This is a genomic window from Citrobacter sp. RHB35-C17, assembly GCF_013816795.1.
Classification (GTDB): Bacteria; Pseudomonadota; Gammaproteobacteria; order Enterobacterales; family Enterobacteriaceae; genus Citrobacter_A; species Citrobacter_A amalonaticus.
Genome location: NZ_CP057150.1, coordinates 3302069 through 3316921, shown reverse-complemented (window position 1 = coordinate 3316921; position 14853 = coordinate 3302069). Strand labels below are relative to the sequence as shown.

Genomic DNA, 14853 nt, shown 5'->3' with positions numbered 1-14853 from the left:
AATGATGGCGCACGACGAAGAAAATTGGCTCACGCCAAGACTGCAAAAAGCCGCTGACCTGTGTAATCAGGCGCCTGCGACGAGCGATTCCGCGCTGTGGCTGGGTGTTGATCTCGGCACCTGCGACGTGGTGTCGATGGTTGTCGACGGTGACGGACAGCCGGTCGCGGTGTGTCTTGACTGGGCTGACGTCGTGCGCGACGGCATCGTCTGGGATTTCTTCGGTGCGGTCACTATTGTGCGCCGCCATCTCGATACGCTCGAACAACAGCTCGGCAGCCGGTTTACCCACGCGGCGACGTCGTTCCCGCCGGGCACCGACCCGCGCATCTCCATCAACGTGCTGGAATCTGCCGGGCTGGAGGTCAGCCATGTGCTGGATGAACCAACCGCGGTCGCCGATCTGCTGCAACTGGATAACGCCGGTGTCGTGGATATCGGTGGCGGCACGACCGGGATCGCCATCGTCAAACAGGGCAAAGTGACGTACTCGGCGGATGAAGCGACGGGCGGCCACCACATTTCGCTGACGCTGGCCGGAAACCGGCGCATCGAGCTGGAAGAGGCCGAGCAGGTCAAGCGCAGCAACGCGCAGGAGATTTGGCCGGTGGTGAAACCGGTCTACGAGAAAATGGCGGAGATCGTTGCTCGTCATATCGAAGGACAAGAAATAGCCGATTTATGGCTGGCGGGCGGCTCTTGTATGCAACCGGGCGTAGAGGCGTTGTTTCGCCAGCGCTTTCCTGAACTCCAGGTACATCTGCCCCGGCATAGCCTGTTTATGACACCGCTGGCGATCGCCAACAGCGGGAGAGAGAAAGCGGAGGGAATCTATGCAAGCTGAATTGCAGACGGCGCTCTTTCAGGCATTCGATACCCTGAATCTGCAACGCATGAAAACGTTCAGCGTACCGCCGGTCACGCTGTGCGGGCTCGGGGCGCTCAGTTCCTGCGGACAGGAAGCGCAATCGCGAGGCTTAAGCCATCTGTTCGTGATGGTCGACAGTTTCCTGCATCAGGCGGGGATGACCGCGTCGTTAGAGCGCAGTCTGGCGATGAAAGGCGTGGCGATGACGGTCTGGCCGTGTCCGATGGGTGAGCCGTGCATCACCGACGTCTGCGCAGCGGTCGCCCAATTGCGCGAGTCAAAATGCGACGGCGTTGTTGCCTTTGGCGGCGGTTCGGTGCTGGATGCGGCAAAAGCTGTCGCCCTGCTGGTGACGAATCCACATCAGACGCTGGCCCAGATGACGGAATACAGCAGCTTACGCCCGCGACTGCCGTTGATTGCTGTCCCCACCACCGCCGGAACCGGATCGGAAACCACGAACGTAACGGTGATTATCGACGCGGCGACAGGACGCAAGCAGGTGCTGGCACATGCGACGCTGATGCCGGACGTGGCAATCCTTGATGCCGCGCTGACTGAAGGCGTACCGCCTCATGTGACGGCAATGACCGGGATTGATGCGCTGACGCACGCGGTTGAGGCATACAGTGCGCTGAATGCCTCGCCGTTTACCGACAGCCTGGCGATTGGCGCAATTGCAATGATTGGTAAATCGCTGCCGAAAGCGGTGGGCTACGGTCACGACCTCGCCGCACGGGAGAGCATGCTGCTGGCCTCCTGCATGGCAGGAATGGCGTTTTCCAGCGCCGGGCTGGGGCTGTGTCATGCGATGGCGCATCAGCCTGGCGCCACATTGCACATTCCGCACGGCCAGGCGAACGCCATGCTGCTGCCAACGGTGATGGGCTTTAACCGTATGGTGTGTCGCGAACGCTTTAGCCATATCGGACGCGCCTTGACAAATAAGAAAGCAGACGATCGCGACGCTATCGCCGCCGTCAGCGAACTGATTGCGGAGGTGGGCCTGAACAAACGGCTTGCTGATGTCGGCGCAAAACCAGAACACTACAGCGTCTGGGCGCAAGCCGCGCTGGAGGATATTTGTATACGCAGCAACCCACGCACCGCCACGCAGAGCAACATTATCGAGTTGTACGCGGCGGCACAATAAAAGCATACCAGGACGTAGGCCAGATAAGGCGTTCGCGCCGCCATCCGGCAAAACGCGGCATCATTGCCTGATGGCGCTGTGCTTATCCGGTCTACGAAAAACCTGGCAAATGGAGATAAGGGTATGGGAATTAACGAAATCATCATGTACATCATGATGTTCTTTATGCTGATTGCCGCCGTGGACAGGATCCTGTCGCAGTTCGGCGGGTCGGCGCGTTTCCTCGGGAAGTTCGGCAAAAGTATTGAGGGATCCGGCGGTCAGTTCGAAGAAGGGTTTATGGCGATGGGCGCTCTGGGACTGGCGATGGTCGGTATGACCGCGCTGGCGCCGGTGTTAGCCAAACTGCTCGGGCCGGTGATTATTCCGCTGTATGAAATGCTTGGCGCGAACCCATCCATGTTCGCCGGAACGCTGCTGGCGTGCGATATGGGCGGCTTCTTCCTTGCCAAAGAGCTGGCGGGTGGCGACGTCGCGGCGTGGCTCTATTCGGGATTGATTCTGGGGGCAATGATGGGGCCCACCATCGTGTTCTCTATCCCCGTTGCGCTGGGCATTATCGAGCCGTCTGACCGCCGTTATCTGGCGCTTGGGGTGCTGGCAGGCATTGTCACGATCCCTATCGGCTGTATTGCCGGTGGTCTGGTCGCGATGTATTCGGGCGTTGAGATCAACGGACAACCGGTCGAGTTCACCTTCGCGCTGATCCTGATGAACATGATCCCGGTGATTATCGTCGCCGTGCTGGTGGCGCTGGGATTGAAATTCATCCCGGAAAAAATGATCAACGGCTTCCAGATCTTCGCCAAATTTCTCGTTGCGCTGATCACCATTGGTCTCGCCGCGGCAGTCATCAAGTTCCTGCTGGGCTGGGAGCTGATCCCCGGTCTCGACCCCATCTTTATGGCACCTGGCGACACCCCCGGTGAAGTGATGCGTGCCATTGAAGTGATCGGTTCTATCTCCTGCGTACTGCTCGGGGCGTATCCGATGGTGCTGTTACTGACCCGTTGGTTTGAGAAACCGCTGATGCGCGTCGGAAGCCTGTTGAAAATCAACAATATGGCAGCTGGCGGCATGGTGGCGACACTGGCGAATAACATCCCGATGTTCGGCATGATGAAGCAGATGGATACCCGCGGCAAAGTGATCAACTGCGCCTTCGCCGTCTCCGCAGCCTTCGCGCTGGGTGACCACTTAGGCTTCGCGGCGGCCAACATGAACGCCATGATCTTCCCGATGATTGTCGGCAAATTGATTGGCGGTGTTACGGCGATTGGCGTGGCCATGATGCTGGTGCCAAAAGATGAAAACGTTCCGGCAGAAACGGAAATGGAGGCGCAATCGTGAACACGCGCCAGCTATTGAGCGTCGGTATCGATATCGGCACCACGACCACGCAGGTGATCTTCTCGCGCCTGGAACTGGTTAACCGTGCGGCAGTGTCGCAGGTGCCCCGTTACGAATTCATCAAACGCGACATTAGCTGGCAAAGCCCGGTCTTCTTTACCCCCGTCGATAAGCAGGGCGGGTTACGGGAGGACGACCTTAAAGCGCTGATCCTCGCGCAGTATCAGGCGGCGGGGATCGCGCCGGAATCGGTTGATTCAGGAGCCATCATCATCACCGGCGAGAGCGCGAAAACCCGCAACGCGCGCCCGGCGGTGATGACACTCTCCCAGTCGCTCGGTGACTTTGTGGTTGCCAGTGCCGGACCGCATCTGGAATCGGTGATTGCCGGTCACGGCGCCGGGGCGCAAACCCTGTCTGAACAGCGGATGTGCCGGGTGCTGAACATCGACATCGGCGGCGGCACTTCGAACTATGCGCTGTTTGATGCCGGAAAGGTGAGCGGCACCGCCTGTCTGAACGTCGGCGGGCGTCTGCTGGAGACCGACGGTCAAGGGCGCGTCGTACATGCCCATCAACCCGGTCAGAAGATTGTCGATGAGGTATTCGGGGTGGGTACCGATGCCCGTTCACTGACCGTCGCGCAGTTAGGGCTGGTGGCGCAGCGGATGGCGAGTCTGATCGTAGAAGTGATCGACGGCGCGTTGTCGCCGCTGGCGCAAACGCTGATGCAAACCGGGTTACTGCCAGCGGACGCGAAGCCGGAGGTCATCACCCTGTCCGGCGGCGTGGGAGAGTGCTATCGCAATCTGCCTGCCGATCCGTTCTGCTTTTCTGATATTGGGCCGCTGCTGGCGACGGCGCTGCATGAGCATCCGCGTCTGCGTGCGATGAACGTGCAGTTTCCGGCGCAGACCGTGCGCGCTACGGTGATTGGCGCAGGGGCGCACACGCTGTCGCTCTCGGGCAGCACCATCTGGCTGGAAGGGGTTCAGTTGCCGCTGCGCAATCTGCCGGTGGCGATCCCGATGGATGACGCCGATCTGGTTGGCGCGTGGCAACAAGCGCTGACGCAGCTCGATCTGGATCCACAGACTGACGCATACGTACTGGCGCTTCCCGCCTCGCTACCGGTGCGTTACGCCGCATTACTTACGGTCATCGACGCGCTGCTGGCCTTCATCGCGCGTTACCCGAATCCGCATCCCCTGCTGGTGGTGGCCGAGCAGGACTTTGGTAAAGCGCTGGGCATGCTGTTGCGCCCACAGTTACAGCAACTCCCGCTGGCGGTCATTGACGAAGTGATTGTCCGGGCGGGCGACTATATCGACATTGGTACGCCTTTGTTTGGCGGATCGGTTGTGCCGGTGACGGTGAAATCACTCGCATTTCCTTCCTGAGGGAACGACTTATGAAACTAAAGACCACATTGTTCGGCAATGTTTATCAGTTTAAGGATGTAAAAGAGGTGCTGGCAAAAGCCAACGAACTGCGTTCGGGGGATGTGCTGGCCGGCGTCGCGGCGCAAAGCTCGCAGGAGCGTGTCGCGGCGAAACAGGTGTTGTCGGAAATGACGGTGGCGAATATTCGCAATAACCCGGTGATTTCCTATGAAGAGGATTGCGTCACACGCCTGATTCAGGACGATGTCAACGAAACGGCCTACAACCGCATTAAGAACTGGAGCATCAGCGAGCTGCGTGAGCATGTGCTGAGCGATGACACCTCGGTTGATGATATTGCCTTTACGCGTAAAGGACTGACCTCGGAAGTGGTGGCGGCAGTGGCGAAGATCTGCTCTAACGCCGATCTGATCTACGGCGGCAAGAAAATGCCGGTGATCAAAAAGGCCAACACCACGATCGGTATTCCGGGCACCTTCAGCTGTCGTCTGCAGCCGAACGATACCCGTGATGATGTGCAGAGTATTGCCGCGCAAATCTACGAAGGGCTCTCTTTTGGTGCCGGCGATGCGGTGATTGGCGTCAACCCGGTGACCGACGATGTGGAGAACTTAAGCCGCGTACTGGACACGGTTTATGGGGTGATCGACAAGTTCAACATCCCGACCCAGGGTTGTGTGCTGGCGCACGTTACCACGCAGATTGAAGCGATCCGTCGCGGTGCGCCGGGTGGACTGATCTTCCAGAGTATCTGCGGCAGTGAAAAGGGCTTAAAAGAGTTCGGCGTAGAGCTGGCAATGCTGGACGAAGCGCGTGCGGTAGGGGCGGAGTTTAACCGGATCGCCGGAGAAAACTGCCTGTATTTCGAAACCGGACAGGGTTCGGCGCTTTCCGCCGGGGCGAACTTCGGGGCGGACCAAGTAACGATGGAAGCACGTAACTACGGCCTGGCGCGTCATTACGATCCATTCCTGGTGAACACCGTGGTGGGCTTTATCGGGCCGGAGTATCTCTACAATGACCGCCAGATTATTCGTGCCGGTCTGGAAGATCACTTTATGGGCAAGCTGAGCGGCATCTCGATGGGCTGTGACTGCTGCTACACCAACCATGCCGATGCCGATCAGAACCTCAACGAAAACCTGATGATTCTGCTCGCCACCGCGGGCTGTAACTACATCATGGGTATGCCGCTTGGCGACGACATCATGCTCAACTACCAGACCACCGCCTTCCACGATACGGCGACCGTACGCCAGTTGCTGAATCTGCGTCCGTCGCCGGAGTTTGAACGCTGGCTGGAAACGATGGGCATTATGGCAAACGGTCGCCTGACCAAACGGGCGGGCGATCCGTCACTGTTCTTCTGATGACGCGGGGATGACAAACAATGGATCAAAAACAGATTGAAGAAATTGTACGCAGCGTAATGGCGTCAATGGGACAGACACAGCCGCAGACCGCCGCCCCGTCGCAGTCCTGCGACAAACCTCAGTGTGCGGCACCGTCGACTACAGAGAGCTGCGCGCTGGATCTGGGCTCCGCTGAAGCAAAAGCCTGGATTGGCGTGGAGAACCCGCATCGCGCAGAGGTGCTGACCGAACTGCGGCGCAGTACCGCAGCGCGCGTTTGCACCGGGCGTGCCGGTCCGCGTCCACGCACTCAGGCGCTGCTGCGTTTTCTCGCCGACCACTCACGCTCAAAAGACACCGTACTGAAAGAGGTGCCGGAAGAGTGGGTGAAAGCGCAGGGACTGCTGGAAGTGCGTTCGGAAATCAGCGACAAAAATCTCTACCTGACGCGCCCGGATATGGGCCGCCGTTTGAGTCAGGAAGCCATAGAGGCGCTGAAATCGCAGTGCGTCGCAAATCCGGATGTTCAGGTGGTGGTGTCTGACGGCCTGTCTACCGATGCGATCACCGCGAACTATGAAGAGATCCTGCCACCGCTGCTGTCCGGTCTGAAGCAGGCCGGGCTGAAGGTCGGGACACCGTTCTTTGTCCGCTATGGCCGCGTGAAGATTGAAGACCAGATCGGCGAGATCCTCGGAGCGAAAGTGGTGATTCTGCTGGTCGGTGAACGTCCAGGACTGGGGCAGTCGGAGAGTCTCTCCTGCTACGCGGTCTATTCACCGCGCGTGGCGACGACGGTGGAGGCCGACCGTACCTGTATTTCCAACATCCACCAGGGCGGTACGCCGCCGGTAGAAGCCGCTGCTGTCATCGTGGATTTGGCCAAACGCATGCTGGAGCAGAAAGCGTCCGGCATTAACATGACCCGTTAAGGAGGCATCATGCCAGCATTAGATTTGATTCGACCGTCGGTCAGCGCGATGCGCGTGATTGCTTCCGTGAACGACGGGTTTGCACGCGAACTTAAATTACCGTCGCATATACGTAGCCTCGGTCTCATCACGGCAGATTCTGATGACGTGACGTATATTGCCGCAGACGAAGCGACAAAACAGGCGATGGTTGAAGTGGTGTATGGCCGTTCGCTGTACGCCGGGGCGGCCCATGGGCCGTCGCCGACAGCCGGTGAAGTGTTGATTATGTTGGGCGGTCCAAACCCGGCGGAAGTGCGCGCCGGGCTGGATGCGATGGTGGCGCATATCGAAGGCGGCGCGGCGTTCCAGTGGGCGAACGATGCGGAAAACACCGCGTTCCTGGCGCATGTGGTGTCGCGTACCGGCTCTTATCTGTCGTCAACGGCAGGGATCGCGCTGGGCGATCCGCTGGCTTATCTGGTGGCACCGCCGCTGGAAGCAACGTATGGCATTGATGCGGCAATGAAATCCGCCGATGTTCAACTGGTGACCTACGTGCCGCCTCCGTCAGAAACTAACTACTCGGCGGCGTTTTTGACCGGTAGCCAGGCTGCCTGTAAAGCTGCCTGTAATGCCTTTGCCGATGCGGTTCTGGACATCGCCCGTAATCCTGTTCAGCGCGCGTAACGGAGGTCATCAATGATCAATGCACTGGGGTTACTGGAAGTGGAGGGCATGGTTGCCGCCGTGGACGCGGCGGATGCCATGCTGAAGGCGGCTAATGTCAACCTGCTGAGTCATGAAGTGCTTGACCCGGGTAAAGTGACGCTGGTGGTGGAAGGCGATCTGGCGGCGTGTCGTGCGGCGCTGGATGCCGGAAGCGCCGCAGCACAGCGGACAGGCCGCGTCATCAGCCGCAAAGAAATTGGTCGGCCAGAAGACGACACCCAGTGGCTGATCGGCGGATTTAAGCGCGCGTCGAAATCCCCTGAGCAGAAGATAGCGCCGAAGCCTGAAGCACCTGTACGGTCTGAATACGCCGACGCGCTGCTGGCGCAGCTCGCTACAGCGCGTCAGGGAATGACGGCAGGAGAGGTCGCCGCGCACTTTGGCTGGCCGCTTGAAGAGGCCAGAAACGCACTGGAACAGCTCTTCACTGACGGGGCGTTGCGTAAACGCAGTAGTCGCTATCGCTTAAAAAATTAACCTGTCGGAGGGCCGGGCGTCTTACCAGGCGTCCGGCATAAAAGATCATGAAAAAGACCCGTTCAGCCAGTTTGCACCATCTTTATCATGAAGCGTTACCCGAAGACGTTAAACTCACGCCAAAGGTGGAAGTGGACAACGTTCACCAGCGGCGGACCACGGATGTTTATGAGCACGCCCTGACCATCACTGCCTGGCAGCAGATTTACGATCAACTGCATCCGGGGAAGTTTCATGGTGAATTCACGGAAATCTTGCTCGATGACATTCAGGTTTTTCGCGAATACACCGGACTGGCGCTGCGTCAGTCATGCCTGGTGTGGCCGAATTCGTTCTGGTTTGGCATTCCGGCCACGCGGGGCGAGCAGGGATTTATTGGCGCACAGTGTCTCGGCAGCGCCGAGATTGCGACCCGCCCGGGCGGTACGGAGTTCGAGCTGAGCACGCCGGATGATTACACGATTCTCGGGGTAGTGATTTCAGAGGATGTGATTTCCCGTCAGGCACAGTTTTTACATAATCCGGAAAGGGTGCTGCATATGCTGCGCAACCAGTCGGCGCTGGAGGTCAAAGAGCAGCACAAGGCGGCGCTGTGGGGCTTTGTCCAGCAGGCGCTGGCGACTTTTAGCGAGAACCCGGAGAATCTTCATCAACCCGCAGTGCGTAAGGTGCTGGGGGATAATCTGTTGTTGGCGATGGGCATGATGCTGGAGGACGCGCATCCTATCAACTCGGCGGAGAGTATCAGCCACCAGGGCTACCGCAAACTGCTCTCCCGGGCGCGTGAGTATGTGCTGGAAAATATGTCGGAGCCGCTGACGGTACTCGACCTCTGCAACCAGCTTCACGTCAGCCGTCGTACGTTGCAGAATGCATTTCACGCCATTTTGGGGATTGGACCGAATGCGTGGCTGAAAAGGATCCGCCTGAATGCGGTGCGACGGGAATTAATCAGCCCGTGGTCGCAGAGTACCACGGTCAAGGATGCGGCAATGCAGTGGGGGTTCTGGCATTTAGGGCAGTTCGCCACCGACTACCAGCAATTGTTTGCCGAGAAGCCGTCGCTGACGTTGCACCAGCGTATGCGCCAGTGGATGTGATGAACGCAGGCTGCAATGGATTGTAGGCCTGGTAAGGCGTAAGCCGCCATCAGGCAATTACACCCACTCACGCACCTGAATAAAATCGCTGAGAGCGGCCTCCGGACTGCCAGCGTCCGGCTGCCAGTCGTATTCCCAACGCACCAGCGGCGGCATCGACATCAGGATGGATTCTGTGCGCCCGCCGGTCTGAAGCCCAAACAGGGTGCCACGATCCCACACCAGATTAAACTCCACGTAACGACCGCGACGATAGAGCTGGAAGTTACGCTCACGTTCACCCCAGTTCATCGCCTTGCGGCGCTCAACGATCGGCAGATACGCCTCGGTATAGCCTTCGCCGACGGCCTGCATGAAGGCGAAACAGTGGGCAAAATCCGGCGTGTTCAGATCGTCAAAAAACAGCCCGCCGATGCCACGCTGCTCGTTGCGATGTTTGAGGAAGAAATAGTCATCGCACCACTTTTTGTAACGTGGATAGACATCGTCGCCAAACGGCTGACACAGATCGCGCGCGGTGCGATGCCAGTGAATGGCGTCTTCTTCAAAGCCGTAGTAGGGCGTTAAGTCAAAACCGCCGCCAAACCACCAGACCGGGTCGGCACCCGGCTTTTCGGCAATAAAAAAACGCACGTTGGCATGGCTGGTGGGAATATAAGGGTTGAGCGGGTGCACGACCAGCGACACGCCCATCGCTTCAAAACTGCGTCCTGCCAGTTCCGGGCGATGGGCCGTGGCCGATGCTGGCATGGCGTCACCGTGTACGTGAGAAAAATTGACGCCAGCCTGTTCGAAGATGCCGCCGTTACGCAGCACCCGACTCCTTCCGCCGCCGCCCGCGTCACGCTGCCAGCTATCTTCGACAAACTCCGCGCCGTCAATGGCGGTGAGCTGCTGGCAAATGGCATCCTGCAGGTTCAGCAGGAACTGTTTTACGCGTAGAGCATCGGGTTTCATGATTACCGTTTCTTCGAATGGGCTTTCTGATTATCAAACCAATGGAAATAGCTGATCACACCATTAGCGATGGCGGTGGCGATCTTCTGACGAAATGCCGTGGTGCCCAGCAGTCGCTCCTCTTCCGGATTGGTGATGAACGAGGTTTCAACCAGTACCGACGGGATTGACGGTGATTTTAGCACCACAAACGCCGCCTGTTCCGTATTCCGGCTGTGCAGTTTATGTACCGGTTTGATCTTCCTGAGAATATGTGACCCCAGCGTCAGGCTGTTTTTGATGGTATCCGTCTGTACCAGGTCAAAGAGCACCTGTTGCAACAGGTGATCCTTGTCGGTCGTTTTCTTACCGGCGACTTCGTCGGCGCGGTTTTCGCGGTCGGAAAGGTATTTCGCCATGGCGCTACTGGCCCCGCGATTGGAGAGGGCAAACACCGACGCGCCCGCCGCGCTGGGATTGGTAAAGCCGTCCGCGTGGATTGACATAAACAGATCCGCGCCGTGCTTGTGGGCGATTTCGACGCGGTCGTACAGGGGAATAAAGGTATCGCCCGAACGCGTTAGGCGGCAGTCGATCCCCTGGCTGCGCAAAATGGAACGCACATTTTTCGCAATCGCCAGCACAACATGCTTTTCTTTGGAGCCGTTGCGGCCAATGGCGCCGGTGTCGATACCGCCGTGGCCCGGGTCCAGCACGACAATGCGCTTGCCACCTGATTTTTTCGTGGCAGGCTGACTGTGACCATTGCTGGTTTTCAGTGGGGCTTCTTTGGCTGTGGCGTTCGCCATCCCTGTTAATGTCAGTGCCGCCAGTCCGGCTTTCAGCACCTGGCGGCGCGATGTGAGAGTTTTTAGCGGTTTAAAAGTGCTCATACGGCCTGAGTTGTAAAAAAAAGAGTCCTGATGTTATATCGTATCGCGTAATCCGTTACGACGCTTGATGTTGAGAATTGTTTTACTTTTCATTTCAATACGTGACAATCCGCTATTATGCCATTTTTTCCGCCGTTTCGCGTCAGATATTGGCTAAATGGGGCGTTCGCGCCATAATCGGAGTTTTAACCTTGAAAAGGGCCTCAATACCATGGAGATACGCGTTTTTCGCCAGGAAGATTTCGAAGAGGTGATCACCCTCTGGGAGCGCTGCGATTTGTTGCGTCCGTGGAATGACCCGGAAATGGATATCGAGCGGAAGGTGAACCATGACGTTAGCCTGTTTCTCGTTGCGGAAGTAAACGGGGAAGTGGTGGGGACGGTGATGGGCGGCTACGACGGTCATCGCGGATCGGCCTATTATCTTGGCGTGCACCCGGAATTTCGCGGTCGCGGCATCGCCAATGCGCTGCTTAACCGGCTTGAGAAAAAACTCATTGCGCGCGGTTGCCCGAAGATTCAGATCATGGTGCGTGAAGATAACGACGTGGTGTTGGGGATGTATGAACGACTCGGCTATGAGCATTCCGACGTGCTGTGTCTCGGAAAACGCCTGATCGAAGATGAAGAATATTGAGTTTCATCCTGCAGATTACGACGGCCACGGCCATTTGCGTCTGCCCTTTTTGTTCTGGCTTGTGCTGCTGCTTCAGGCGCGGACCTGGGTGCTGTTTGTGATCGCCGGTTCTTCTCGCGAGCAGGGTACTGCGCTGCTGAATCTGTTTTATCCCGATCACGACAACTTTTGGCTGGGGCTGCTACCCGGCATTCCTGCCGTGCTCGCATTTTTACTGAGCGGGCGACGTTACACTTTTCCGCGTTTATGGCAGGCATTGCGACTGCTATTGATTGTTGCGCAGGTGGTGCTGCTCTGTTGGCAGCCCGTTCTCTGGTGCAATGGCGATCCTGTCAATGGCGCGGGTCTGGCGCTGGTGGTGGCGGATATCGTGGCGCTTTTGTGGCTATTGACCAACCGACGGATGAGCGCCTGTTTTACTCTGGAGAAAGAATAACGGAACTTTTTAGTGAAGCCGGACTCCAGGTAACGTTGATCATTAATGAAAGGAAGTGAGATGAAATCGCTGCGTGTAGTGTTATGTGCTATGCCGCTGGTGCTGACCGGCTGTTCGACGCTGTCGTCGGTAAACTGGTCTGCCGCCAATCCGTGGAACTGGTTTGGTTCATCGACAGAAGTAACCGAACAGGGCGTTGGCGCACTCACGGCATCGACGCCGCTAAATGAACAGGCCATTGCCGATGCGCTGGACGGCGACTATCGCCTGCGCAGTGGCATGAAGACCGAGAATGGCAATGTGGTGCGCTTTTTCGAAGCCATGAACGGCGACAAGGTGGCGATGGTCATTCACGGCGAGCAGGGAAACATCAGCCGCATTGATGTCCTGGATAGCGGGATTCCTTCCGACGCGGGCGTTGAAATTGGCACACCGTTTAGCGACCTCTACAGCAAAGCGTTCGGCAATTGTCAGCCTGCCAGCCACGCTGAGCAGAGCGCAGTAGAATGTAAAGCCGAAGGCAGTCAACACATCAGCTATCTCTTTACCGGTGAATGGAAGGGGCCTGAAGGGTTAATGCCGCCGGACGATACGCTGAAAGCGTGGAAAGTGAGCAAAATTATCTGGCGTCGTTAATTTGCGTCTGAACAAACCCTCGAACGTAAAAACAGGGTAAAATAACGCCCATCAATGCCACGATTGCGTGGCATTCTCATTTTTCAGGAGGAATGATGTCTCAGGTTCAGAGTGGCATTTTGCCAGAGCATTGCCGTGCGGCGATTTGGATTGAAGCGAATGTAAAAGGCGACGTTGATGCCCTGCGTGGTGCCAGCAAAGCGTTCGCCGATAAACTGGCGACCTTCCAGGCGACATTCCCGGACGCCCATCTGGGTGCGGTCGTGGCCTTCGGCAACAACACCTGGCGCGCCCTGAGCGGCGGAGTGGGGGCTGAAGAGCTGAAAGACTTTATCCCTTACGGTAAAGGCCTGGCCCCGGCGACCCAGTACGATGTGCTGATCCACATTCTTTCTCTGCGTCACGATGTGAATTTCTCTGTCGCTCAGGCGGCGATGGAAGCCTTCGGCGATTGCATTGAGGTCCAGGAAGAGATCCACGGTTTCCGTTGGGTGGAAGAGCGTGATCTCAGCGGCTTTGTCGACGGTACGGAAAACCCGGCAGGGGAAGAGACGCGCCGCGAAGTGGCGGTCATCAAAGACGGCGTGGATGCGGGTGGCAGCTACGTCTTTGTTCAGCGCTGGGAACACAATCTGAAGCAGCTCAACCGCATGAGTATTCACGATCAGGAGATGATGATCGGGCGTACCAAAGAAGCCAACGAAGAGATCGATGGCGACGATCGCCCGGTAACGTCGCACCTGAGCCGTGTGGATCTGAAAGAAGATGGCAAAGGGCTGAAAATTGTTCGCCAGAGCCTGCCATACGGCACCGTCAGCGGTACTCATGGTCTCTATTTCTGCGCCTACTGTGCGCGTCTGCATAACATTGAACAGCAACTGCTGAGCATGTTTGGCGACACCGACGGAAAACGTGACGCCATGCTGCGCTTCACCAAACCGGTGACCGGCGGGTATTACTTTGCGCCGTCGCTGGACCGTTTGCTGGCACTGTAATTTTCCGCTTACGCACGTCGCTACGACCAGCATAAAAATAGTGTCCCCGCCCCGGCGGGGATGATTTTTATCTAAGATTTACCTTAATTAGTGAGCTGTTCCTCAGCACGTATCCTTTTTTCCTGTATTTTCAATGTTAATGGAGTGTGAGACTTCATATTCACAAGGAGAGCATTGAAATGGGTAAACTCACGGGCAAAACAGCATTGATTACGGGCGCATCACAGGGCATTGGCGAAGGCATCGCCAAAGTGTTTGCCCGGCATGGGGCGAACTTAATCTTGCTGGATATCTCCGATGAGATTGAAAAGCTGGCGGATGAACTCGGTGGCCGCGGGCATCGCTGTACGGCGGTGATTGCGGATGTGACCGATCCCGCCTCCGTGGCGGCGGCGTTGAAGAAAGCGAAAGAGGTGGAAGGCCGCATCGACATTCTGGTCAACAATGCAGGCGTCTGCCGTCTGGGCAGCTTCCTCGACATGAGCGACGAAGATCGCGACTTCCACATTGATGTGAATATCAAAGGCGTCTGGAACATGACCAAAGCGGTCCTGCCGGAGATGATTAAGCGTAAAGACGGACGCATCGTGATGATGTCCTCGGTCACTGGCGATATGGTCGCCGATCCGGGCGAAACGGCCTATGCGTTGTCGAAGGCCGCGATTGTCGGGCTGACCAAATCGCTGGCGGTGGAGTACGCCCAGTCGGGGATTCGCGTGAATGCGATTTGCCCGGGCTACGTGCGTACCCCGATGGCGGAAAGCATTGCGCAGCAGTCTAACCCGGACGATCCGGAAGCAGTGCTGACCGAAATGGCGAAGGCGATCCCGCTGCGTCGACTGGCCTGCCCGCTGGAAGTGGGTGAACTGGCCGCCTTCCTGGCGTCGGATGAGTCCAGCTATCTCACGGGCACGCAAAACGTGATTGACGGCGGCAGCACGTTGCCGGAGACCGTCAGCGTCGGAATCTGACGA

General features: G+C 57.6%; 16 protein-coding genes. 14 read left to right on the top strand and 2 right to left on the bottom strand.

Going from position 1 to position 14853, the window contains the following annotated elements:
- Nucleotides 1-4 precede the first annotated feature (4 nt).
- The 9 genes from eutJ to eutR all read left to right on the top strand — a co-directional run bounded on the left by eutJ (nt 5) and on the right by eutR (nt 9346).
- Entirely contained in the window at nt 5-844 is an 840-nt protein-coding gene (eutJ, locus tag HVZ37_RS15925) for an ethanolamine utilization protein EutJ (protein WP_042999884.1), read from the top strand.
- Nucleotides 834-2021, top strand: a complete 1188-nt coding sequence (eutG, locus tag HVZ37_RS15920) for an ethanolamine utilization ethanol dehydrogenase EutG (RefSeq protein ID WP_042999885.1) — start codon at nt 834-836, stop codon at nt 2019-2021. Before eutJ ends, eutG begins: the two co-directional genes overlap by 11 nt.
- A gap of 123 nt (nt 2022-2144) precedes the next feature.
- The gene (gene eutH, locus HVZ37_RS15915) at nt 2145-3371 is read left to right on the top strand and encodes an ethanolamine utilization protein EutH (RefSeq protein WP_044268321.1); all 1227 of its coding nucleotides are present in this window, start codon (nt 2145-2147) and stop codon (nt 3369-3371) included.
- Nucleotides 3368-4771: an ethanolamine ammonia-lyase reactivating factor EutA gene (gene eutA / locus HVZ37_RS15910; RefSeq protein ID WP_090050530.1), complete on the top strand. Its 1404-nt coding sequence runs from the start codon at nt 3368-3370 to the stop codon at nt 4769-4771. The genes eutH and eutA overlap by 4 nt, the downstream gene beginning before the upstream one ends.
- Before the next feature lie 11 nt (nt 4772-4782).
- On the top strand, nt 4783-6144 hold the full coding sequence (eutB, locus tag HVZ37_RS15905) for an ethanolamine ammonia-lyase subunit alpha (RefSeq protein WP_181627714.1): 1362 nt from the start codon (nt 4783-4785) through the stop codon (nt 6142-6144).
- 20 nt (nt 6145-6164) lie between these two features.
- Nucleotides 6165-7058, top strand: a complete 894-nt coding sequence (eutC, locus tag HVZ37_RS15900) for an ethanolamine ammonia-lyase subunit EutC (protein ID WP_042999889.1) — start codon at nt 6165-6167, stop codon at nt 7056-7058.
- 9 nt (nt 7059-7067) lie between these two features.
- Nucleotides 7068-7727 carry an ethanolamine utilization microcompartment protein EutL gene (gene eutL, locus HVZ37_RS15895; protein WP_042999890.1) on the top strand — a complete coding sequence of 220 codons (660 nt, stop codon included), beginning with the start codon at nt 7068-7070 and terminating at the stop codon, nt 7725-7727.
- A gap of 12 nt (nt 7728-7739) precedes the next feature.
- Complete coding sequence (gene eutK / locus HVZ37_RS15890) at nt 7740-8246, top strand: ethanolamine utilization microcompartment protein EutK (protein ID WP_042999891.1); 507 nt, start codon at nt 7740-7742, stop codon at nt 8244-8246.
- A gap of 47 nt (nt 8247-8293) precedes the next feature.
- Entirely contained in the window at nt 8294-9346 is a 1053-nt protein-coding gene (eutR, locus tag HVZ37_RS15885) for an HTH-type transcriptional regulator EutR (RefSeq protein ID WP_042999892.1), read from the top strand.
- A gap of 57 nt (nt 9347-9403) precedes the next feature.
- Here eutR and hemF read toward each other — a convergent pair whose 3' ends face one another.
- Both hemF and amiA read right to left on the bottom strand, forming a co-directional pair.
- Nucleotides 9404-10303 (bottom strand): oxygen-dependent coproporphyrinogen oxidase, encoded by a 900-nt coding sequence (hemF, locus tag HVZ37_RS15880; protein WP_042999893.1) that lies wholly within the window; start codon nt 10301-10303, stop codon nt 9404-9406.
- Between the two features lie 2 nt (nt 10304-10305).
- Nucleotides 10306-11175, bottom strand: coding sequence for an N-acetylmuramoyl-L-alanine amidase AmiA (gene amiA, locus HVZ37_RS15875; protein ID WP_042999894.1), 870 nt, complete (start codon nt 11173-11175; stop codon nt 10306-10308).
- Between the two features lie 211 nt (nt 11176-11386).
- Between amiA and HVZ37_RS15870 the strand changes: the two genes are divergently transcribed.
- From HVZ37_RS15870 to ucpA, 5 genes are all read left to right on the top strand, one after another.
- Nucleotides 11387-11812 (top strand): GNAT family acetyltransferase, encoded by a 426-nt coding sequence (locus HVZ37_RS15870; protein WP_042317665.1) that lies wholly within the window; start codon nt 11387-11389, stop codon nt 11810-11812.
- The gene (locus HVZ37_RS15865) at nt 11799-12248 is read left to right on the top strand and encodes a DUF2919 domain-containing protein (protein ID WP_181627713.1); all 450 of its coding nucleotides are present in this window, start codon (nt 11799-11801) and stop codon (nt 12246-12248) included. Before HVZ37_RS15870 ends, HVZ37_RS15865 begins: the two co-directional genes overlap by 14 nt.
- A gap of 60 nt (nt 12249-12308) precedes the next feature.
- Nucleotides 12309-12884 (top strand): RpoE-regulated lipoprotein, encoded by a 576-nt coding sequence (locus HVZ37_RS15860; protein WP_042999896.1) that lies wholly within the window; start codon nt 12309-12311, stop codon nt 12882-12884.
- Nucleotides 12885-12979: 95 nt separating this feature from the next.
- Complete coding sequence (locus tag HVZ37_RS15855; RefSeq protein WP_104446821.1) at nt 12980-13879, top strand: Dyp-type peroxidase; 900 nt, start codon at nt 12980-12982, stop codon at nt 13877-13879.
- A 179-nt stretch (nt 13880-14058) separates the two neighbouring features.
- Nucleotides 14059-14850, top strand: coding sequence for an SDR family oxidoreductase UcpA (gene ucpA / locus HVZ37_RS15850; protein ID WP_181627712.1), 792 nt, complete (start codon nt 14059-14061; stop codon nt 14848-14850).
- Nucleotides 14851-14853 lie beyond the last annotated feature (3 nt).

Bases quoted from the DNA above. Each gene is read 5' to 3' on its own strand.
- eutJ (WP_042999884.1), top strand. From the start codon at position 5: ATGGCGCACGACGAAGAAAATTGGCTCACGCCAAGACTGCAAAAAGCC.
- eutG (WP_042999885.1), top strand. From the start codon at position 834: ATGCAAGCTGAATTGCAGACGGCGCTCTTTCAGGCATTCGATACCCTG.
- eutH (WP_044268321.1), top strand. From the start codon at position 2,145: ATGGGAATTAACGAAATCATCATGTACATCATGATGTTCTTTATGCTG.
- eutB (WP_181627714.1), top strand. From the start codon at position 4,783: ATGAAACTAAAGACCACATTGTTCGGCAATGTTTATCAGTTTAAGGAT.
- eutC (WP_042999889.1), top strand. From the start codon at position 6,165: ATGGATCAAAAACAGATTGAAGAAATTGTACGCAGCGTAATGGCGTCA.
- eutL (WP_042999890.1), top strand. From the start codon at position 7,068: ATGCCAGCATTAGATTTGATTCGACCGTCGGTCAGCGCGATGCGCGTG.
- eutK (WP_042999891.1), top strand. From the start codon at position 7,740: ATGATCAATGCACTGGGGTTACTGGAAGTGGAGGGCATGGTTGCCGCC.
- eutR (WP_042999892.1), top strand. From the start codon at position 8,294: ATGAAAAAGACCCGTTCAGCCAGTTTGCACCATCTTTATCATGAAGCG.
- hemF (WP_042999893.1), bottom strand. From the start codon at position 10,303: ATGAAACCCGATGCTCTACGCGTAAAACAGTTCCTGCTGAACCTGCAG.
- amiA (WP_042999894.1), bottom strand. From the start codon at position 11,175: ATGAGCACTTTTAAACCGCTAAAAACTCTCACATCGCGCCGCCAGGTG.
- HVZ37_RS15870 (WP_042317665.1), top strand. From the start codon at position 11,387: ATGGAGATACGCGTTTTTCGCCAGGAAGATTTCGAAGAGGTGATCACC.
- HVZ37_RS15865 (WP_181627713.1), top strand. From the start codon at position 11,799: ATGAAGAATATTGAGTTTCATCCTGCAGATTACGACGGCCACGGCCAT.
- HVZ37_RS15860 (WP_042999896.1), top strand. From the start codon at position 12,309: ATGAAATCGCTGCGTGTAGTGTTATGTGCTATGCCGCTGGTGCTGACC.
- HVZ37_RS15855 (WP_104446821.1), top strand. From the start codon at position 12,980: ATGTCTCAGGTTCAGAGTGGCATTTTGCCAGAGCATTGCCGTGCGGCG.
- ucpA (WP_181627712.1), top strand. From the start codon at position 14,059: ATGGGTAAACTCACGGGCAAAACAGCATTGATTACGGGCGCATCACAG.